Genomic DNA, 20,757 nt, shown 5'->3' with positions numbered 1-20,757 from the left:
ACAGATGAAAGAAAGCTCGATTGACTATGCCGCCTCGCTCCAGTCTTTTGAAAACAACGTGTGTTTGCCCGGGGCAAGCCAATAACATGGCCAAGCTTCGTGGAGGGAGTAGCCAAGCGATGCGTTAGGGCCGGACCCGCTTTGCACTCGACCACACGGCGGCGGCACGAGTTCACGTCGGAGCATATTCGCGCGTGCCCGCGACGTCGCGGGCGCACATGCCGCCAGCCTAGATTTGATGGCGCGAGATCGAGGATCACATGCACCACAACATTAGCAAGTCAGAACAGAATGCCCGCGACTGCGGCATATCGCTGCCGAATGCGATAAAGGGTTGTCCAAAGCCCGACACGAATCCTGCGAATGTGGCATTGCACGAGCGCGCGCTAACCGGCATCTTCGAAATATCGAAAGTACTCGCCGATGCCGCCCGGCTCGAACTCAAGTTGGCCAAGGTAGTCGACCTCCTGCACTCGTTTGTGCAGATGCGGCACGGCATCATCGCTCTCTGCGATGCCGAGGGCGGACTGGACATCACAGTGGCCAGCGGCTGCGGCACGAACGGCAATGAGCCCTCCCGGTCGCGCCTGCCGCGCAACGCCATCGATCAGATTGTGACGACCGACACGCCGCTCGTCGCCGACGACATAGCGATGCATCCGACCTTCACTGCCACTGATATCGAGGTGCTTGGGGCCTCCGACACCGTGTCGTTCATCGGCGTTCCCATTCGTGTTGATGGGAACGCCATAGGCGCGCTGACTTTGGACCGGGTTTTGGAAAGCAGGTCAAGCTATGGGCTCGACGATGATGTCCGGCTGCTCACCATGATTGCCAACATGGTGGGACAGACAGTCAAGTTGCATCGCTTCTCCGCGGCCGACAGCGAGCGAGCGCCGGAGCTGGAACATCGGCTGCAAACGAAATTTTCTGATGTTAAGCACCCTGCACCCCGGCGCAAAAAGGTTCACGTCGAGGGGATGATTGGTGACAGTCCGGCGATAAGCGCCCTGCTGGAGAAGATCGCGGTCGTAGCGAAGGCAAAAACCACAGTTCTGTTGCGAGGTGAGTCCGGTACCGGGAAGGAGCTGGCTGCCAAGGCAATTCACGAGTTGTCGCCGCGCGCCAAGCGGCCCTTCGTTAAACTCAATTGTGCAGCGCTCCCAGAGACAGTCCTGGAATCCGAATTGTTCGGTCATGAGAAGGGTGCCTTCACAAGCGCATTCAATTCCCGCAAGGGGCGCTTTGAGCTCGCTGACAAGGGGACGTTGTTTCTGGATGAGATTGGCGAGATCTCGGCCTCGTTCCAGGCAAAGCTACTGCGCGTGCTGCAGGAGCAGGAGTTTGAGCGCGTCGGCAGCAATCAGACCATCAAGGTCGATGTTCGCGTGATTGCCGCCACGAACAGGAACCTGGAAGAGGCGGTTGCAAGGAATGAGTTCCGCGCCGACCTGTACTACCGCATCAACGTGGTTCCCTTGCTGGTACCAGCATTGCGCCAAAGGCGCAGCGATATTCCGCTCCTCGCAGCTGAGTTTCTCAAGAAGTTCAACGACGAGAACGGCTGTACGCTCACCTTCGATCCGCGTGCGATTGAAGTGCTGATGAAATGTGAGTTTCCCGGCAACATTCGCGAGCTTGAAAATTGCGTGCACCGGACAGCGATCCTGGCCGAGGGACTGTCAATCGGGAGAAACGACTTTGCCTGCTCCCAAGGCCAATGCTTTGCCGAGGCGCTGTGGAAGTGCAGATCGGGCAAGGCCGCGCTGCAACCACCGCCGATCCTGCCGGAGTCAGCGAATTTGGCCACGCCCCCGGACGAGGCCGCCAGTTCGGCCGCGACTACAGGCCCGCTTGCCGGCGCAACCCACCCAATTGGCGCGAGGACGCCCGATATAGAGCGCGTCATTGCTGCCATGGAAAGATGTGGCTGGGTGCAGGCAAAGGCAGCGCGCTTGCTTGGGCTGACCCCGCGCCAGATTGGCTACGTGCTGAGGAAATACGGCGTCGAGATCAAGCGTCTTTGAAAGCATGACCCTGGGCATGAGCTGAGCCGCTTAGCGCCTTGGCGCCGCGCAGCGATGCAGATCCGCGTGCGCGTCAACTCGATTCGACCGAGGACAGCCTGGCTGAATTCCCATCTCAGCCGGCGCTGCGACCATTGTGTGAAAGGCAACCCTGCCATCGTCAATCCCGTCCGCCATGTTGCTCTCGTTGCGAGCTCATACGCATGCCCCCTGTACTGAAACGGAGTCAAATATGTCCGACGCAAAACTGCAAACTGTGCTTTCGGCTCTTTCGCAAGTGACACGACAGTTGGATGCTCTGCCGTCCAACGGACCAGCGCCGGACGCAAATTTTATCAAGCTGAATACGAATGAGAACCCGTTTCCGTTGCCGCCAATCATAATGCAAAGTGCAGTGGCGGCCCTCAAGCGCCAGTATCTATATCCGGATGACGATAACTTAAGATTGAGGGAAGCAGCGTCCAGCACCTATGGCGTTTCCAGGGATCAGGTCATCGCTGGCAACGGGTCGTCTGAACTGCTCGGACTGATCTACAGAGCTTTCCTCGCACCCGGCGACAAGGTTGCGATGATGTCGCCAGGGTTTTCGTTCAACCGCAAACTTGCCATGCTTCAGGGCGCTGAGTTCCTCGAAATCGGATGTCAAGCTCATTCCCTGCCAATGGAGCAATTGCTTTCCGGTGCGGCAAAAGACGCCAAGTTTATTATGTTGGCCAATCCAAACAATCCGACCGGAACATTCCTCCCGATCAGCGATATCGAATGCCTCGTAGCCCAATCGGACCGCTTGATTGTCCTTGATGAGGCATACGTCGACTTTGCACCCGATCACGGACTGCGCCTCATCAACCGGTATTCGAATCTTCTGATCTTGAGGTCATTCTCGAAAAGCTATGCGGCCGCCGGCATTCGCGTCGGTTTCGGTTTCGGTCACCCTGAAATTATTGGAAGGCTGCGAAACATCCAGAACGTCTTCAACATGAACGTGATCGGGCATGCCGTTGGTATCAGCGTGCTTGCGCATCGCGGCGCCTACGCAGACAACCACAAGCACATCAAGGATGAACGAGAGCGAGTGACAGTTGCACTATCGCAACTCGGATTTTCCGTAACACCCTCCCGCGCAAATTTCTTGCTGGCCCGTGTGCCCGCGGGACAGGACGGCTCATGGTGGCAAGCAGCATTGGAGAGGCAAAAGATACTTGTCGCGTTTTTTCCGGACAAAGGCTTGGAACACTGTATCCGCGTCAGCATCGGCACAAAAGAGCAGATGGATGAATTTCTTGCTGCCGCTGGCGACATCGCTGGAAGCTTAACGGTGCCAAGCTTCAGGGGCAGGGAAGCGTCAGGCTCTGCTTCTTCGTTACGCTGACGCTAATCGGCGATCACACACATCTCTTCCGACTTGCTTGGTGACCCCAGCAAGAAAACAGCCTGCTTTTAAAATCGGGGACTTAAAGAGTGACAAACGTCTTTCCTTCAAACCTAGCTTTCGGCATCTTCGATCATTTGGATGAGGATGGCCGCGATATAGGCCGGCAGTACGAAGATCGCCTGATATTAGCAGAGGCGTGCGATCAGCTAGGGTTCTATGCCTATCATCTCGCAGAACACCACTGCACTCCCCATGGGAGAGGTCCATCGCCGAATCTGTTCTTATCGAGCGTCGCCCAGCGCACCCGGCGCTTGCGTCTCGGACCCTTGGTGATGCTGCTTGCGCTTTATCATCCGCTGCGTGCGTTCGAAGAGATCTGTATGCTGGACCAGTTGAGCGGTGGCAGGCTCGAACTGGGCATAGGGCGCGGTGCTCTCCCGACCGAATTGGGCTACTTCGGGATTGGTGCGGACGCGGTGCCGGGCCGTTATGCCGAAGCCAGCGAAATTCTTATGCAAATACTTGTTAATTCGAGCGAGGTCGGCACGCTCTGCTATCAAGGTCGCCATTTTGATCTCAATGACGTTCCTTTGACGCTAAGACCTCATCAGCGTCCACATCCGCCCACATGGGTCGCTGCCAATCGACCCGAGTCCACAGCTTGGGCCGCTGCGAATGGAACAAATATCGCGTGTGTAGGACCTTCCTCTTCTGTTCGCAAAACTACTGATGCGTTCCGCGCCTATCGAGAGGACAACGCAGGCGGGGGGGATCAAGGGAGATTTGTCGGATTGCTCCGCATGGTCGTGATTGGGCGTTGTGACACACATGCCTATTCGCTCGCGGCACCTGCTTACGCACGCTGGCTCAAGAGCTTCCAATTCCTTTACGAGCTTAACGCTATCCCCACTCCACCAAACTTGCCGCTGACCTTCGATGCGGCAGTCGAGAGTGAATTGTGCGTGGTAGGATCAGCAGAGTCTGTGCGAAAAGCTCTGCTAGATCAGTTGGAAGAGGCAGGTGCCAACTACCTGCTTTGTCAAATGGCATTTGGAAATCTGCCGCTAGATGCTTCCCTTTACACCGCGAGGACCATTCAATCCGAAATCATGGCTCGACTTGGCTGACCATGTGCTCGAGCTTGCACGTGGTGGGGCGGGCAATCGGGAGGAGGCCAAACTGACGACGAGCAGGCGGCACAGAATACCAGCTTTGTGCGTTGGCTGGCGTCTGGGCCATCGTGTGAACATGCACGATCCTAAGGAGAGGGTAGCCGAGCGCGTCACGATGCCGGCACGCGTCTGCTCGTCGCGCTGGCGCTAGTCGTTGCCCATAGCCAGCCGCAGGAGGTTCTTCTCGCCCGGGGCGGCGTCGGTGCGGCGCCCACTAATCCAGCTTCATCAGCGGCCCGTCGGTGGCAAAGCCGTCACTCGCTACGGCGCTATTGAGGGCGCGCTCGCGAGCGGCTTTGCGACGCCCAGCCAACACCTCCAGCGAGCTCGCCCGATGATGGTGGTGCACCGCGGTCGGATACGATGCTGGAGGAAATCGTTCGCAGCCGGTCTTCATGAATTGCGAGGAGTGCTCGTTCTTGAATGCTGGCTGCTGGCCGGATGCGGTGGCCTGAGTGGTCTGCCGACACGCCCGAAAGTCAACGCCACTACCACAAGGCCGCCAAGATGTCAGGTCTGAGAGCCAGCTTGGACGGTGGTATCGTGTTCGGGAAGGTCGTCGAAGGAGGCGTAGTTGAGATAGTAGAGTTTGGAATACAGGCCGCCCATGGCTATTAACTCATCGTGCTTGCCAGTCGCAATAACTTGGCCATTCTGAAGCACGATGATGCGGTCGGCCCCCCGGACCGTGGCGAGACGGTGGGCGATGACGAGGCCAGTCCGCCCTTCAAGCAGCTTGATCAGAGCCTTCTGAATCTGCAATTCCGTGTAGCTGTCGATATTGGCGGTAGCTTCGTCGAGCACGAGGATCTTGGCGTCAGCGACGAGGGCGCGGGCGAAACTGATAAGCTGGCGCTGGCCGAGAGATAAGTTGTCGCCGCGTTCGCCAAGTTGGGTCTCATACCCGTCGGCGAGGCTCATGACGAAGTCATGCGCGCCGACAGCCTTGGCCGCCTCGATCACCTTGTCGCGCGTGGCTTCCGTCTTCTGGTATCGAATGTTCTCGAAGACCGTCCCGGTGAACAGGAATGGCTCCTGCAGCACCATGGCGACCTGGCGGCCGAGCGATTCCTGGGTGAGGTCGCGTACATCATGTCCGCCGACCAGCACCTGACCCTGCTGAACATCATAGAAGCGGTGGACCAGGGCCATCGCACTCGATTTGCCAGAACCGCTCGGTCCGACTAGTGCGACCGTCTCGCCCGGATTGACCTTGAACGAGACATTTTTCAGAACCGAACGGTTCGGATCGTAGCCGAAGGTGACGTCCCTAAACTCGACCGAGCCGTCCATTTCGGGCGAAAGCACCTCGGCATTGGGTTTGTCCTTAACATCGATCTTGACGTCGAGCACATCGGTCAGGCGCTTGCCTGAGGCCATGGCGCGCTGCATGACCGAATATTGCAGGGTGAGTGAGCGCATCGGGTCAAAGAAGCGCTGGATGTAAAATAGGTAGGCTACCAACACGCCCACATCTATACGGCTATTCATGACCATCGAGCCGCCGACCACAATAACGGCGGCCAAGGCGAGGCCGGTGATGCCATCGACGATGGGCACCATGACCAGTGCATATCTGGCAGCGATCAGGTGGGTCCTGAGGTTGGCATGGGCCCGATCGTCAAAAAGACTGAAATTCACCTGCTGGCGGTCCATTGACTGTATGGTCCGCACGCCGTGAATGGCTTCGGCCAGCGCGCCATTGACGACGGAATTGGTTTCGTGTGCAGCCATGAAGGCGTCGCGGGCCCGCGGCAACCAGACAATGCGGACGATCACCAGGATTGGCAGAACCGATAGCGTCAGGAGGCCGAGGCGAAAGTCGAGCCACAGCATTACGAAAACGATGCCGAAGAGAAGCGCAACATCGCCTAGGGAATATACCGAGGTTTCCAGGAACTCCTGTATGGAGTTAACGTCGCCTTGCAGGCGCGACATCAGGCGTCCGACCTCGGTCTTGTCCATGAAAGAGAGCGAAACCTTTTGCAGATGGCCAAACATGGCGCGGCGGATGTCGAACAGGACAGTTTCGGCCATTTTCCCATCCAAGGCTTCCTGCATGTAGCCGGCGGCGAAATTGACCAAAATCGCCGAAAGGAACGCGCCGACGGCCGCAAGCTGGGCTGAGCGATCGGGCCTTGCCGGGTTCATGCCGAGGTCGATCGCGTAGCGGATGATCAAGGGGATGAGAAGCTGCGTCCCGGTGAAGATCAGCATCGCGACAATCGTGACAACTACCTTTGCCCGGTAGGGATGGACGAAGCCCCAGATGCGACGGAGGATGCTCTTGTCGAAAGCCCGGCCGAACATCTCCTCCTCGATCCGGTGCGAGCCGACGACCGCGCGCGGAGGGCGTCTCCCATCGTCACGTTCGGCTTCGAGTTCGCCGCGGCCCTGGTCCATCAGCGGGCGCCCCCATCCTGGCTAATAATGCTATCACCCGGGCGCGTCTGGAGATCGTAAAGGGCCCTGTAGCGTCCCCGCTTCGCCAGAAGCTCTTCATGCGTGCCGCGTTCTACGATTTCGCCTTTATCGACAAAAAGGATTTGATCGGCATGCTTAAGCGCACTCAGCCGGTGCGCGATGATGATCGTCACCCGATCCTTTGCGAAGCGCCGCATCGCCGCGCGAATGCGCAGCTCGGTGCCGGCATCGATCGCGGCCATCGAGTCGTCGAAAATGATGACGGAGGGGCGCAGCATCATGGTGCGAGCAATCGTGAGACGCTGGCGCTGGCCGCCAGAGAGAGAAACGCCGCGTTCGCCCACGACCGTCTCATACCCTGCCGGGAGCCCGAGGATGTAGTCGTGGAGCTGGGCGAATTCTCCAGCGCGTTCAATTCGCTGTCTCTTCGCCCAGGGATCGCCATAAGCGATGTTGTTCTCGATCGTTGTTGTGAATAGGAACGCATCCTGCTGTACAACCGCGACCGCCTTGCGAAGGCTCTCGAGGGTGACATTGCGTATGTCCTGGCCGTCCAACGTGATGGCGCCACCGGTCACGTCGTAAAAGCGGGGGACCAGATGAGCCATCGTCGATTTGCCGGAACCCGGCGGACCGACGATAGCGATCGTCTCGCCTCTCCGGGCCTCAAAGCTGAGGTTCTTCAGAATGGCGCGGTTTTCGGCGTTGGGGTAGGCAAATGAGACATTGTGGAAGCGCAGAGTGCCGTCACTTATCTCAAGCGGTCTGGCCTCGAGAGCATCCCTGATGGTGATCTCCTGATCGAGGAGACCGAAAAGCCGCGAACCGCAGCTAGAAGCGCGGGCAAACGCATTGACCATGAGACCGATCTGGCGGACTGGCATTTGCAGCATGGTCATGAAGGTCAGGAAGGTCGCCATGGTTCCGACGCTGATCTCGCCAGCGACGAGCTTGTTGCCACCGATCCCAAGCACCAATCCCATTGCGAAAAAGTAGGACAAGGTCATCGCCGACGTGTTGGGTACGTAGATGTCAACGAGATCGTTGGCGAGGTCGAGCGCGTTCTTGGAAGCGCCGTCGAACTTCAGCATCTCATAGGATTGAGCCGCAAAAGCGCGGACCACACGGATACCTGCGAGATTTTCCTTCATCACGCGGCTTAGTACCGAAAGGCGCTCATAGAGGTCGAGCCAGGTGGCGCGCAGCCTAAGCTGTGTGGTCGATGAGCGCCAAGCGACAAAAGGCACGAAGCTGAGCGCGGCCAAGCCGAGCATCGGATCGGTCGAGATCATCATGTAAGCGCCAATCCCGATCAGCATCGTCAGCAGGAGCACCCGCATGAGCCCGGTGGAAAAATACATCCGCACGCCTTCGAGATCGAGCATTCCGGCGGTTATCAGATCGCCTGAATGGACCCGGTCGTGAAAGGAAAAGCTGAGACGCTGGATCTTGTCGTAGTAGGCGAGCCGCAATTCGTACGCGACATGATGCCCGACGGCTTCGGCAAAATAGTTCTGCGCCATCGTGAAAACGCCGCGTAGCGCGCTGACGGCGAGCAGCAGGAGAGCCGGGGCCCAGAGCGCTTGTCCTGCCGCAGCCCCCGCGACACCGCCCCCGATAGCTGTCTGGGTCTGGTCGACAGCCCGGCCGAGAAGCTGGGGAATGAGCAACTGGAGGATTGCCGCCATGATCGTCGAGCCCATAGCGAGGGCGACCTGCCACGGATGGCGCAGATTCATACGCGTGATGCGCAACAGCGTACTCAAATCCCGGCCCCAGCGCGCCGCTTCAACATGGGCCAACGAATTCAGTGCGTTCGTTGCGCCGCTGACAGCTTCACTGTTCACGGGTGTATTCCCGACTGCATTTTGCGCCTTCGAGGAAAGCCGAAGCAGACATCATCAAAGGCATCCGCCATTGTTAATCCCGTCCTCAACCTGCAGCCGTGCCCGTTCCCACAAGCCGAGCCGCCGCTTGACTTAGTGGCATGTCGATCACCGTGATTCCGCTTGCCGCAAGAAAACGCGCTTCGTTTCTGGTCAGGGTTTCCGCGTCCATTACGGTGCAATAGGGACCGCGGGAGCGCTTCATGATCTGTCTGGCGTAGGTGCGCAGCATCTGATCGTTGAAGCGGCAGCCAACGAAGAAAAATCCACGGGTGATGCGCCGTTCCTTCACAGCGTCTGGGATCGGTGTCTGGATATCAATTTCGGACAGGACTTCGACGTAGTCGGAATCTGCGACGAGAAAGTTTTGCGCGGGCGTAATACTCCCGTGAGGTGAATAGAGAACCGTCTTGGCCCCCAATCGGGGGTCGAGCTCCCTCCCGGACAAATCGTAGGTTTTCGTCCAAATGTTGCCGATTTCATTCGCGCGCGTGACGCCTTGTATCTCAAGGACGTCCGTTCGACCGGTCTCTACCAGAGCCGTGCGCATCGCGCTGTCATACCAGCTGTCGATGATGAGGGAGAGTGGCAGCCTTGCGAGCCAGGCGTGGAAGGGGGTCGGCCCCACCGGCGCTGCGAATATGTCGGTCATCCAAGCTTGAAGCGTCCGGCGATGCCGGCGCTGTTCGATGAACTGTGCAACCGACCACATATTGGTGCGGATCCTGGAAGGGGCTGGAGCCCGTGCATTGAGTGCCGCGGCAACAACCTCCGGGGTATGCGGCACAGGCGGTTCCACACAGTTCAACTCAAGAAGACCCGGACCGAGATAGGGGATCACCTCATCGGCGGCGAGCGCTTCCTTCGCCAGGTCAAGCAGCTTTTCAGCAAAACTGTCCCGCACAATGACGAGGTGGCCCGATGTCAGGATCGTGTTCATCTCGTTTCCTCGCGACGCACCTAGGGGCAGCATCAGCCCTCTTCGGAAATCTTCCTTGCCTCGACGGTGATCGGCAGACGCGTATCATGTGGGAGATCGGGTAGGAGGAGCCGCCACCCGTTCCTGAGCGTGACCGTTCCGCCCCACAACTCTTCCTTCTCGAGTTTGATGATCGGCTCTTCGAGGTCCTTTTTGGGGACATACGCTGACAAACCAGCATCGGTCCTGCGGATCATGACTTTCATCTGGCCGTCCCTTCATTGGTATTGCTTTCAGCACTGCAGGGCGCCTCGGCCTCGTCGAGGCTCATCAGTTCACGCGCTCGCATACCGACTACGGTGCCACGGTCGATCCACTCGACCGCATAGATGAAGAACTGCTGGAGAAAGGTGCCAATGTCGCGCACATATCCCTCGTCCCCCTTCCGCACGAGATTTTCGCCGATCTCCCTGCCAGGATAGGTGCCGTCATTCTTTATGTGGCGAGTGGCACGTACCCGCTCTCCCGGCATGAATCGTGGAGGCCTGCGGATTTCGATCTCCTCTTCGCGTCCGAGCGACATGTCCGTTCCCTGATTTCTCTTGCGGCTGAGATTGCGAACAAGGCGCTCCAGGCGTCCTGCGTAGGCAGCCCCCAACCATGTCGGCAGTCCAATGTCCGTTACGCAGGAACGCAGGTCTTCGGCACCGGACATACCGAGGCACATTGCTGCGCATCGAAGACCCCCTCGCATTCGGTGCACTTCTGTGACTCGATCACGTAGCTCTCGCCTTTGAACTTGATCGCGCCGGAAGGACATTCGAATTCGCAGGCGCCGCATTGGGTGCATTGGGATGCGATGATCTTGAAAGCCATTTTAACTCCTGGTCCGAATGAATGAGACAGCTCAGGCCGTCGCCGCGAGTGTGGGGGTCCCAGATGCGGCGATGTAAATCGCGCTGATTGCTGTCTCGATATAGTCATGGGCACAGGCGTCGGTGGCTCTGATTCCAGCCTCCGCGAGCTGATCCTGCGGGCAATTTCCAATCTTGGCGCACAGCACGATATCTATGCCTTGAAGCGCTGCGATGACGCCATCGAGGGCGGCTTCTGCGCCCCAGCCGCCAAGGCAATACTTGTCCACCTTCCGATGCCCGACGAAGCTGATCCCTTTCAGCGAGGCTTGATAAACCTGGAATTCTTTCGCATGGCCGAAATGCTCATTGACGCGGCCGCCGCCCTTGGTCGCCACCGCGAAGAGAAGGGACTTGCCGGGGCTCGCTGCCTTGACCAATCCGATCGCTTCTCTCCTAGCCTCGACGTGATCACGGCGCTCCTCCGCGACCAGCTCCCGATAGGCCTTGCGTTTGCTGGCATCGTAGGTGACCTCGCCGGGAATCCGGTCGACTGTGAATTCCTGGCCACGATCTTCTCCGAGCAGGCCCACGGCATCTGCCCGGCACTGCCGGCAGTGGCGCATCAACTGGGCGCCGTTTTCGACACGATCCTGAAGAGCCTTCATCTCCATTGCGTTTGGGCCGCGCTGCCCGCTCAGACCGTAGTGCGTGCCGTGGGCCGGGTCCGAAATCAGCGGCATAAGGTTGTGCAGGAACGCGCCTCGCTCCTTAATCCATCTATTCACCTCGATCAGATGCTCATCATTCACGCCCGGGATCACCACCGAGTTGATTTTGGTGAGGATGCCCCGCGCGGTCAGCATCTCCAGGCCCAACATCTGCCGCTGGTGCAGGATCCGGGTGGCTTCAATGCCGACGTAGCGGCGATGATCGTGAAAGATCCAAGGATAGATCTTTGCACCGACCTCAGGGTCGACCATGTTGATCGTGATCGTCACGTGATCGACATTCATGTCAGCAAGCTCATCGACATGGTCGGGCAGCGCCAGCCCATTCGTGGATATGCAAAACTTGATGTCTGGGATTTCCCTGGCGACCCTGGCGAAGGTCGCCTTCGTCTTCTTCCAGTCGTAGCAGGCGTCGCCCGGTCCGGCGATGCCGAGCACGGAAAGCTGCGGCACCTCATTGGCGACCGCGATCACCTTGCGTAGCGCCTGATCGGGCGTCAGCTTTTCAGAGGCCACCCCAGGCCGGCTTTCGTTGGCGCAGTCATATTTGCGATTGCAGTAGTTGCACTGGATGTTGCAGCCCGGCGCGACCGCGACGTGCATACGCGCGAAATAGTGATGCGCCTCTTCTGAAAAGCAGGGGTGATCCTTGATCTTCTCCCAGACAGCCGGATCCGTGTCGTCGGGCTTTGTCGACGAGCCGCAGGACGAAGACGCGCAGCCCCCGAGTTTCATGGTGCCAAGCAACTGGTCACCGAATGTCGTGCTGAGGCTCTCAAGCGAAATTGCCGGTGCAGACATGAACGGCTCCGTTGCTGCGTGATGTCGCAGTTCAAAGCGCAAGAGCTATGCCAGCCCAAAGAGCTGTTCCGGTTCATGAATAGGCTTCCCGTGTCACATTCCTTCGGATTGCTCCGACACACCTGTCGGGCTTACGACAGTGGACAGGCAAATAGGGTCGCGAGGCTAGCAGCCTCGGGCGCGCAGAGTGTGAGCGAGACCACTCCGGGCTGCTTACGCTTGACGTCATCACGACGTCCCAAATTTCTTAACCTTGATACCATGCCGGCGCAGGGCTTAGCCGATTATCCAGGGCGTGAGGCCAGGGATACGAGCCGCCCTGGCAAAACCCAACCGGCCTTGTCAATCGCGTCGATCAGCCACTAGCGTTCCGTCAGATGCGGGCGACAAGCGGCATGGTTCGGACGCCGGCCGTAAGGGGAGATACCTTGCTGCGGAGGCGCCGATGCGACTGGCCGGCAGCCGCAATCCGCTCGATCTGGTACAGCCTGTGGTATGAGGCGGCGAGTGCCTGATTGAGGTGCGTGGGTGTTGCCGGCAGTGGCGGCAATCTCCGGCTCTCCTTCAGTGTCCAGACGACGACTTCTCCATCACCCGTCTGCAGAAACGTGGGCAGGACGTTCACGACAATTGCCCAGCGTATGGCGAGCGTAATCTCCAGCTCGCTTGGCGCGGTCAGCACCTTCACATATCGTAGAGTCCCTGAGCGCGGTATCTGCTTAGGGCAAGCGTGCGCCGGTCATCCGAATTTAAAGAGGATTCCGAAACCGCCGCGTGGATAGTTCCACTCGATCTCACCAGTCGTCCCGCACAAAATCCGGCAGGTGCCGCACTCCATGCAGCCGTCGGCAGTGATCTCCACTTGACCCTTGTCGTTCAACTCATAACATTTCGCCGGGCAGACGTGGGTCAGCGCGAGCAAATTCGCGCTCGGCTTCTGGTGCGGTCGCACTTTGATGTGCGGGCGGCCGGAATCCACCAAGTAGCGGTTCTGGTAAAGCTTGTCCTCGACACGTGACTTCGTCGCTGCGCTGGTCATTTCGTCTCCCCTCAGCGCCACGCCAATGCAAGGCGGACCGCGTCGCTGACCAGCCCCCAGCGCGAGCGCGCCTTGATGAAGGCCGCCGTGGTCGCCTTTTCCTTCTCGATCTTCGGCGTGCCGTCGACACGCATGAAGTTCTGCGCAGCTTGCGACATCAACCGCGGATAAGTCGTGAAATAATTGCATGAATTGGTGTGGAGCAAGGCCGGCATGTCTTTGTATTTCCTCAGGTCCTTGACCACGAAGGACTTGTCCAGCATGGCTTTGTAAAGGGCGAGATTCCGTTTGTTCATCGGACCGTTGCGGCTCTTGACCTCGACGATTGCCTCAGCCGCAATGCGGCCGGAGGTCATGGCGAGGTTCGAACCCTCGCGGTGAATGGCGTTGTTCAGTTGCGCGGCATCGCCGACCACGACCCAACCATCGCCAAAGAGCTGCGGAATAGCCTTGTAGCCGCCTTCGGGAATGAGGTGTGCGGAATATTCTTTCACTTCCGAGCCGGCGATCAGCGGCCGGATCGAAGGATGGCTCTTCAAGGCATCAAGGAGAACGTAGGGGCTCTCGACCATCGCGGCAAAATCGGAGACGAGGCAGCCAATGCCCAGTGAGATGGACTCCTTGTTGGTATAGAGGAAGCCGAGCCCGGCCATGCTGCGGGAGGTCGTGCCCACCGCCTCGATCACGCAGCCCTCATCGCCCTTTACGCCGAACCGCTGCTCAATGACCTCTTCGGGCAAGAAATGCATTTCCTTGACGGCGAGGGCCACGGTTTGCGGCTTTGGCATCTCGCGCAGGCCGGCTCGAGTGCCAAGCAGTCCGCAGACACCTTCTGCGAGAACGACCACGTCCGCGTAGATGGCTCCGCCCGCCCGGTCTGTGCGGACGCCGATCACCCTGTCATTGGCATCACGGATGAGTTCCGTCACGGTCGTCTCGCACAGAACGGTCGCGCCGGCCGCGCGCACCTTACGCGAAAACCATTTATCGAACTGGGCACGGATGATCGTGTACCGGTTGGGCTTCGCCTCATTGAAGTCGTCCGACCTATAGTGAATCCCTGTATGGGATGTGTCGTCCATCACCCAAAGCCGCTGTTCAACCAAATGCCGCTCGAGAGGCGCATCATCCCGGAAATCCGGGATGATCTTCTCCAGCATGTTCGCGTACATGATGGCACCCTGGACATTCTTGGAGCCCGGATATTCACCCCGCTCCAACTGCAGCACCTTCAGGCCATGGCTGGCCATGGTGTAAGCAGCTGCGTTTCCGGACATGCCTGCCCCAACAACAATGGCGTCGAAGTTTTCCTCGATCATGTCCATCCCCTTAGCTCGAAAGCTTATCGCGACTGTGGGGCGACAGCCGCCGGGTGAAGGCTTCCGTCAGTGCGGGCAGGAAGCGGATCGCGTCGGTGACGATTCCGAGGTGAGCGAAATCGAAAATCGGCGCGTTCGGGTCGGTGTTGATGGCCACGATGAGATCCGCCCCCTCCACGCCAACCCGATGCTGGACGGCGCCGGAAATCCCGGCCGCTATGTAAAGCTTCGGCCGGATCGTCTTGCCAGTTTGGCCGATCTGCCGATCAGCTGGCATCCAGCTCTTCTGGACCAACGGACGCGAACAGCCGTGCTCGGCGCCGATTGCTCGTGCGAGGTTCTTCACAAGCTGCAGGTTCTCCGCCGCGCCAAGACCAAGGCCTCCCGCAACCACGACGTCGGCATAGGCAAGGTTTGCCTTCGCCGACTGATTGTCCGGCAGGAAGCCGAGGACTTTGGTAGCGATCTCGTCCTCGGCAAGCGAAAGCTTGTGCCGGATGACACGCCCGACCGGTTTATCCGTCCGCTGCGGCATGGGCATGACCCTCGGCCGCACGGTCGCCATCTGCGGGCGGAAATTGAGCGTATAGATCGTGCACAACAAGGAACCGCCGAAAGTCGGACGCGTGGCGGCGAGCGAACTGTCGGTATCCACATCGAGTTCGGTGCAGTCGGCCGTGAGCCCCGTCTGCAAGGTCGTCGCCACGGAGCCGGCAAGATCCCTGCCCAGTGTGGTGGCACCGAGAAGAAGGATTTCGGGTTTGTGGGTATCGACCAGATCCGTCAGCGCCTTGGTGAAAGGTTCATTCCGATAGTCGGCGAGCAGGGGCGCCTCGGCGATGTAGACAAGGTCAGCGCCATACGCGAATGCTTCGGCAACGGCGTTCCCGACGGCCTCTCCCGGCGGTCCAAGCACGACGCCTGCAAGCTGGACCTGAAGCTTGTCTGCTAAGTTGCGGCCTTCGCCGAGCAGTTCGAATGATACCGGATGGACCTCGCCACGTTCGAGCTCGATGAAAACCCAAACGTGCCGATAGTCCTTGAAATGGGCGGGCAACTCCTTCTTTATGCCGGCGCGGCCGGCGGCAGGGCGAGGGGTTTCTCCGTTCGCGGTCGACATCGTTTTGCTCCTTGCCGTCACGCGCCGCCGTTAAAGGCGAGCTCATGTTCCAGCGCCGGCTGGCGGGTGAAGATTGCGGTGATGAGTTCGTCAGCGACATCGCGCAAGGCCTTCTCGGCGGTGTCGATTTGTGCCGCCTTTTCAGCTCGAGCAGGAGGGGCGAAAACACGTTTGACGACCGTCGGTGAACCGCGCAGGCCGCATTTGGTGAGATCCTCAATGCCGGCGTCGGCCGCGCTCCATTTCAAGACCTGGCTGCGCGCGGCGCACAAGGCGTCCTGGATCGAGCCCCGGCGGATCTCGTTTGTGCCTTCCAGCATGGTGATGAGGCAAGGGAGCCTGCTCTTCAGCATCTGTGTGCCGCCTTCGGAACGGCGCTCGACCTTGATCTCGCGTGCAGCAAGGTCGACAGAAGGGATCTTCGCGACATAGGTCAGTTGCAGGAGTCCGAGGCGCTTGGCGATGCCGGGCCCGACCTGGGCGGTGTCGCCATCGATCGTCTGCTTGCCGGTGAAGACGAGGTCTGGCGTGCCGAACGTCTCGCCAATCTTCGCGATTGCCTGGGAAAGGGCGAACGAGGTTGCCAGCGTGTCAGAGCCGGCAAAATAGCGGTCGGTCAAGAGCACCGCTCGGTCGGCGCCGTAACCGAGCGCCTTGCGCAGCGCGTCCTCTGCCATGGGCGGACCCATGGTGAGCACAGTGACTTCGCCGCCATGTGCGTCGCGCAGTCTGAGCGCTTCTTCGAGGGCGAACAGGTCGTAAGGGTTGATGATGGTCGGAACACCCTGGCGCATGATCGTGTTCGTGACCGGATGGACCCTTATCTGTGCCGAGTCCGGCACCTGCTTGATGCAGATTACGATGTGCATTGGCGGTTTCTCTAGGCTCCTGTCCGGGTCCGGCATTGCGGTTATCTCCTTTGTCCGCATTATTCGTGCCAAGTCTCTTGCGCTCCCCCCTTTCCTACAACTTCGGCTGGTTGCTTCTGACGGCGCTGTGGTGATGACCGCATTTGGCGGCTGCTCGGCATTGTCGCGTCGCACCCTTGTCGCCGATCATTCCCGTCCGAACCGCTTCAGTACGGAGTCGAACGGAACAAAGGTGTGACCCGGCGCGGCAGGTTTGTTCGGATCGTGGTCCTTGAGCACCTTGAAAATCCGATGCGTGAGCGGCGAGGAAATCGCAAAGTCCTCGTAAGCTCGTTCGAGCGTCGCGCGCACCCTCGCGGCAATCACCTGGCCGGGCAGACCGGAGAAATCTTCTTCGGCGAGGTATTGGCCCACACGCTTCATGATATGGAGCCGCGAGACATTCAGTACCTTCGGGTCATAGGCGACGCCTAGGACTGAGAAGAATTCCTCTGCAGCCGACAAGCGCTTCAGTCGTGCGAGGATGTCGGTGACATCCATGGGGCGGCTGTCAGCGGAACAATTCATTGCATTCTTCCTGGTCGCAAAACTGTGGCCTCCGTGCGCTCGCGCACGGCTGACTTGGACCCGCACAGCTCGATGAGGGATGCCTCGCTGCACATTCCATCGTAGAGCTCGACCAGTCGAGTTGCAGTGACGGTCGATTTGGTCTCGGCCGCCTCGCGTCGGACGCGGGCCACCATCGCGGCTGCCAGATCCGGGTCGAGATCGCGACCGCTTTCGCTCAGCACATGGGCAATCGCAGTGGCGCCGGAATGCTTGCCGATGACGATCCGCCGGCAGCGGCCCACGAGAGTCGGATCGAGCCCCTGATAAGTACGCGAGTCCTTCAGCAGCCCTGCGACGTGAATGCCGGATTCGTGGGTGAAAACATCGGCGCCGACGACCGGCTTAGTGGCTGCGGTCTGCCGGCGGGCGGCCCAAGCCACCTGGGCGGCGAGGCCGGGCAATGCGGTCAGCTCAATGCCGGTGTCTGCGCCGTCGAAGACTGCCATTGCGGCGGCCACCTCCTCCAGCGCGGCATTGCCCGCACGCTCGCCGAGCCCCAGGACGGTGACGGAGGCATGGCGCGCGCCTGCGCGGATCGCCGCCAGCGTGTTGGCGCCAGCAAGTCCGAGATCGTTGTGCGCATGAAATTCAAGGTCGATTGGAGACTGCACCACGAGCTGGGCGACAAGTTCGAAGGTCGAAAACGGGTCGAGAACACCGACTGTGTCGGCCAGCCTCACGCGGCTTGCGCCGGCGCGTGCGGCCGTCTCGATGACGCGGGCGAGATGATCCCGATTGGCCCGCGAGGCATCCTCGCAGCCCACCGCGACGAAGAAGCCGGCATCGGCGGCGCGCCTGACCATATGATCGATGACCTGGAGCGCTCCCGCCTTGTCGAGGCCGAGCTTGGCGGCAAGTTGGATGTCCGACGCAGGCAGCGACAAATTGACCGCTTGGACGCCGCTCTCGATCGCTGCATCGAGATCCAACGACGTCATCCGGCACCAGGCCATGAGCCGAACCGGAAGACGCCGCGCTACCACGGCGCGAATTGTTTCCATCTCGTCGACGCCCATGACCGGCGTGCCGATCTCGATCTCTGTCACGCCAGCCGCCGCAAGAGACTCAGCGATCTCCAGCTTTTCCGTCGTGGTGAAGGCGACGCCCGGCGCCTGCTCGCCATCGCGCAAGGTCGTATCGTTGAGGGAGACATGACCGGTCATGACAGGCAGCCTGTTCTTCTGCGGCTCACGCATAGACCGGACTACCCGGCCCAGAACCGGAAAAGCTGCGCAGCTTCCCCACGATTCCCGGCATGACCTCGAGCACCCGGTCGATGTCCTCTTCGCTGTTGTCCCGCGCCAAGGAGAAGCGGACTGCCGCGTGTGGCGTTTTCATCGCGCTTAGGACATGGCTTGGTTCCAGAGAGCCGGAGGTGCAGGCCGAGCCAGAGGAACACGCGATGCCAATGCGGCTGAGGAGAAGTGGAATTCCATCACTTTCGACATGTTCGAAGGAGATGTTTGCGGTGTTGGGCAACCGTTGCAAGGGATCACCAGTGACACATGTGCTTGGGATGCGCTGGAGGATCCCGCCCTCCAGGCGATCGCGGAGCGACTTTACCCGTGTGGTCTCGTCGTCCATGAATTTCAAGGCGAGTTCGGCCGCCGTGCCGAGCCCGGCTATGCCGGGCGTATTCTCGGTACCTGCACGCCGGTTGTGCTCTTGGTGACCCCCCTTGATCAGCGAATGGAAATCGACGCCACGTTTTACGAAAAGCGCACCGATCCCTTTCGGCCCGTGCAGCTTGTGGCCGGAGAGCGACAGCATGTCGATTGCGGTCGACTTCAGGTCCATCGGAAGCTTGCCGACCGCCTGCACAGCATCGGTATGGAATAGGGCGCCCACTTCCTTGGCCAACTCGGAAAGCCTTGCCACGGGGAAGATCACACCAGTCTCGTTGTTCGCCCACATTATTGACACGATTGCAACCTGTGGGGTGAGGGCGGCCATATAGGCGTCGAGATCGAGCCGACCACGGCAATCCACCGGGATCCTGTGCACCTTGAGGCGGCGGGTCTTCTCAAGATGCGCGCAGAGCGTCAGCACGGCGGGATGCTCGACCGCGGACGTCACGATCTCGGTTCGGTTGGGCGCCGCCTCGAGCGCTGAAAGAAGCGCTGCATTGTCGCTTTCTGTCCCACCCGAGGTGAAAGTGATCTCATCCTCGAACTCCGCGCCGATCAGAGCTTGCAACTGCCTCCGCGCCTTTCTCACCGCCGCACTGACTGAGGCGCCAAGAGCGTGTGCCGACGAAGGGTTGCCGAATTGATCCCTAAAGAACGGCAACATCGCTTGCACGACCTCAGGATCGACCCGTGTGGTTGCGTTGTTGTCGAGGTAGACAGGCTTCATAGGTGCGATCCTCAGTTAAACAGAATGACGCGAGCGCTAGACCGACTCGTTGAGCCTCTGGCGCATGCCGTTGATGATCATTTGAACTGGCAGCGCGCGCAGGCGCCCGGAGTGTTTGACGTAAACCGGATCTTGGTCGATATGGACATGTTCGCAGTGGCCGTAGGTCAGCCGGCAGGTAAGGACGCCCGAACGCGATAACGCTACCGATGAGCCGAATTTGGAGCAGCGGCGCGATTTGTCCGCAAGCAGCTCGGGTGCCACCAGGAACCGAGCTGCTTCGGGAGGCGACGTTCTTTGAATCCTACTGGGAGCGAATGGCGGTCCCGAGATCGGCTTTGACCTTGTCTTGTTTTTTAGGACGGGGACATCTGTTGTGCCGGCCATATAAGTCTCCTCTGCCGCAAAATCACTCTGTCGGCCGCACAGGCGCTTCGGGCGTTTAACTGAAGGACTTGCCGCAGCCGCACTTTTCGCGCGCATTGGGGTTATCGAAGACAAAACCGGAAGATTGGAGCCCGGTGAGGAAGTCGACGGTCATGCCGGCTACATGGGGTTGGGAGCCCGCGTCCACGAACAGCTTGACCCCATCTGTGTCAGTGATCGCGTCGCCCTCGCGCGACACGCTCTCCAGGCCCATTAAGTATTTGAAGCCTGCGCAGCCGCCGGCCTCGACCATAATGCGAAAGCCTTCCGCCGGCTCGCTGGCACGGCAAAGAGCAGTCTTGAAGGCGGCAACAGCGTTGTCGGTGAGCGTAATCATGGCTCCATTCTCCTCAGTCCGCGACCTGCTTGCCCATCACGTTGCATGCACCGTGCCAAAGCCAAAAAACGTTTCAACACAGCGCGGCATCTCTCGCACTGGTGCCTCTTGATTGCTGATAAGGTGTCGGCCAATCGACACGTGCTGTCGGGTTTGTCGGGTCCGCCACGAGGGATGTTGGCCTGAGTTCTTGGGTGAACTCACATCACCAAGGACAGAACTTCTTCTGAGCTTGCCTCGGCGCAATTGGCACGGTTTTTGAAGCTCCGTTTGGCGAGACGGCAAGAGCATGCCGATCCACAACCATGCCGTGGGTGCCATCGCGATGGATGGGGCGAAGCAAGGGAGTAACATGTCAGGACCGTGGTCAGATACGCGTTGTTGGCAAAGCAGCGCCGCTCCTGGCATCCGAATGCCCGCTTGGCCGATTGCGACAACATCCATACTGGCTCACCACCGCCCAGTAGCCGCCGACCGGCTCGATGGGATGCCAT

20 protein-coding genes are annotated in these 20,757 nt (G+C 59.6%); 3 read left to right on the top strand and 17 right to left on the bottom strand.

Annotated elements, in window-relative coordinates; genetic code table 11:
* Nucleotides 1-260: 260 nt before the first annotated feature.
* The 3 genes from nifA (at nucleotide 261) to NKJ57_RS27735 (ending at nucleotide 4,529) form a co-directional block, all read left to right on the top strand.
* Entirely contained in the window at nucleotides 261-2,027 is a 1,767-nt protein-coding gene (gene nifA / locus NKJ57_RS27745) for a nif-specific transcriptional activator NifA (protein WP_023703128.1), read from the top strand.
* A 232-nt stretch (nucleotides 2,028-2,259) separates the two neighbouring features.
* Complete coding sequence (gene hisC / locus NKJ57_RS27740; protein WP_352513555.1) at nucleotides 2,260-3,399, top strand: histidinol-phosphate transaminase; 1,140 nt, start codon at nucleotides 2,260-2,262, stop codon at nucleotides 3,397-3,399.
* An 89-nt stretch (nucleotides 3,400-3,488) separates the two neighbouring features.
* Nucleotides 3,489-4,529, top strand: a complete 1,041-nt coding sequence (locus tag NKJ57_RS27735; protein WP_031195881.1) for an LLM class flavin-dependent oxidoreductase — start codon at nucleotides 3,489-3,491, stop codon at nucleotides 4,527-4,529.
* Nucleotides 4,530-5,084: 555 nt separating this feature from the next.
* Here NKJ57_RS27735 and NKJ57_RS27730 read toward each other — a convergent pair.
* From NKJ57_RS27730 to NKJ57_RS27650, 17 genes are all read right to left on the bottom strand, one after another.
* Nucleotides 5,085-6,977, bottom strand: coding sequence for an ABC transporter ATP-binding protein (locus NKJ57_RS27730; protein ID WP_352513556.1), 1,893 nt, complete (start codon nucleotides 6,975-6,977; stop codon nucleotides 5,085-5,087).
* Nucleotides 6,977-8,845, bottom strand: coding sequence for an ABC transporter ATP-binding protein (locus tag NKJ57_RS27725; protein ID WP_352513557.1), 1,869 nt, complete (start codon nucleotides 8,843-8,845; stop codon nucleotides 6,977-6,979). The genes NKJ57_RS27730 and NKJ57_RS27725 overlap by 1 nt, the downstream gene beginning before the upstream one ends.
* Nucleotides 8,846-8,930: 85 nt before the next feature.
* Nucleotides 8,931-9,824, bottom strand: coding sequence for an SIR2 family NAD-dependent protein deacylase (locus NKJ57_RS27720; protein ID WP_023706365.1), 894 nt, complete (start codon nucleotides 9,822-9,824; stop codon nucleotides 8,931-8,933).
* A 32-nt stretch (nucleotides 9,825-9,856) separates the two neighbouring features.
* The gene (nifT, locus tag NKJ57_RS27715) at nucleotides 9,857-10,069 is read right to left on the bottom strand and encodes a putative nitrogen fixation protein NifT (protein WP_023672220.1); all 213 of its coding nucleotides are present in this window, start codon (nucleotides 10,067-10,069) and stop codon (nucleotides 9,857-9,859) included.
* Nucleotides 10,066-10,386, bottom strand: coding sequence for a nitrogen fixation protein NifZ (locus NKJ57_RS27710; RefSeq protein WP_023672219.1), 321 nt, complete (start codon nucleotides 10,384-10,386; stop codon nucleotides 10,066-10,068). The genes nifT and NKJ57_RS27710 overlap by 4 nt, the downstream gene beginning before the upstream one ends.
* Nucleotides 10,387-10,484: 98 nt before the next feature.
* Nucleotides 10,485-10,679 (bottom strand): 4Fe-4S dicluster domain-containing protein, encoded by a 195-nt coding sequence (locus tag NKJ57_RS27705; RefSeq protein ID WP_023672218.1) that lies wholly within the window; start codon nucleotides 10,677-10,679, stop codon nucleotides 10,485-10,487.
* Between the two features lie 31 nt (nucleotides 10,680-10,710).
* The gene (nifB, locus tag NKJ57_RS27700; protein ID WP_023708818.1) at nucleotides 10,711-12,189 is read right to left on the bottom strand and encodes a nitrogenase cofactor biosynthesis protein NifB; all 1,479 of its coding nucleotides are present in this window, start codon (nucleotides 12,187-12,189) and stop codon (nucleotides 10,711-10,713) included.
* Nucleotides 12,190-12,562: 373 nt separating this feature from the next.
* Complete coding sequence (locus tag NKJ57_RS27695; RefSeq protein ID WP_023672216.1) at nucleotides 12,563-12,877, bottom strand: hypothetical protein; 315 nt, start codon at nucleotides 12,875-12,877, stop codon at nucleotides 12,563-12,565.
* A gap of 51 nt (nucleotides 12,878-12,928) precedes the next feature.
* Nucleotides 12,929-13,228 carry a ferredoxin family protein gene (locus tag NKJ57_RS27690; RefSeq protein ID WP_023806340.1) on the bottom strand — a complete coding sequence of 100 codons (300 nt, stop codon included), beginning with the start codon at nucleotides 13,226-13,228 and terminating at the stop codon, nucleotides 12,929-12,931.
* 11 nt (nucleotides 13,229-13,239) lie between these two features.
* Nucleotides 13,240-14,547, bottom strand: a complete 1,308-nt coding sequence (locus tag NKJ57_RS27685) for an FAD-binding protein (RefSeq protein WP_023712672.1) — start codon at nucleotides 14,545-14,547, stop codon at nucleotides 13,240-13,242.
* A 10-nt stretch (nucleotides 14,548-14,557) separates the two neighbouring features.
* A complete protein-coding gene (locus NKJ57_RS27680; RefSeq protein ID WP_023685019.1) occupies nucleotides 14,558-15,667 on the bottom strand; it encodes an electron transfer flavoprotein subunit alpha/FixB family protein in 1,110 nt (369 codons plus the stop codon).
* A 17-nt stretch (nucleotides 15,668-15,684) separates the two neighbouring features.
* Nucleotides 15,685-16,536, bottom strand: coding sequence for an electron transfer flavoprotein subunit beta/FixA family protein (locus tag NKJ57_RS27675; protein ID WP_023672212.1), 852 nt, complete (start codon nucleotides 16,534-16,536; stop codon nucleotides 15,685-15,687).
* 186 nt (nucleotides 16,537-16,722) lie between these two features.
* Nucleotides 16,723-17,103: a nitrogenase stabilizing/protective protein NifW gene (gene nifW, locus NKJ57_RS27670; protein WP_031204291.1), complete on the bottom strand. Its 381-nt coding sequence runs from the start codon at nucleotides 17,101-17,103 to the stop codon at nucleotides 16,723-16,725.
* On the bottom strand, nucleotides 17,100-18,308 hold the full coding sequence (gene nifV / locus NKJ57_RS27665; RefSeq protein WP_023727119.1) for a homocitrate synthase: 1,209 nt from the start codon (nucleotides 18,306-18,308) through the stop codon (nucleotides 17,100-17,102). Before nifV ends, nifW begins: the two co-directional genes overlap by 4 nt.
* Nucleotides 18,309-18,333: 25 nt before the next feature.
* Complete coding sequence (gene nifS, locus NKJ57_RS27660) at nucleotides 18,334-19,500, bottom strand: cysteine desulfurase NifS (RefSeq protein ID WP_023685015.1); 1,167 nt, start codon at nucleotides 19,498-19,500, stop codon at nucleotides 18,334-18,336.
* Between the two features lie 36 nt (nucleotides 19,501-19,536).
* Complete coding sequence (locus NKJ57_RS27655) at nucleotides 19,537-19,887, bottom strand: hypothetical protein (protein WP_352513558.1); 351 nt, start codon at nucleotides 19,885-19,887, stop codon at nucleotides 19,537-19,539.
* Nucleotides 19,888-19,942: 55 nt separating this feature from the next.
* A complete protein-coding gene (locus NKJ57_RS27650; protein WP_023672207.1) occupies nucleotides 19,943-20,263 on the bottom strand; it encodes a HesB/IscA family protein in 321 nt (106 codons plus the stop codon).
* Nucleotides 20,264-20,757: the final 494 nt, after the last annotated feature.

Source organism: Mesorhizobium sp. M0077 (genome assembly GCF_040322955.1).
Classification (GTDB): domain Bacteria; phylum Pseudomonadota; class Alphaproteobacteria; order Rhizobiales; family Rhizobiaceae; genus Mesorhizobium.
Note: the sequence above shows the minus strand (reverse complement) of the source record. Positions and strands in the feature narration are given on the sequence as shown.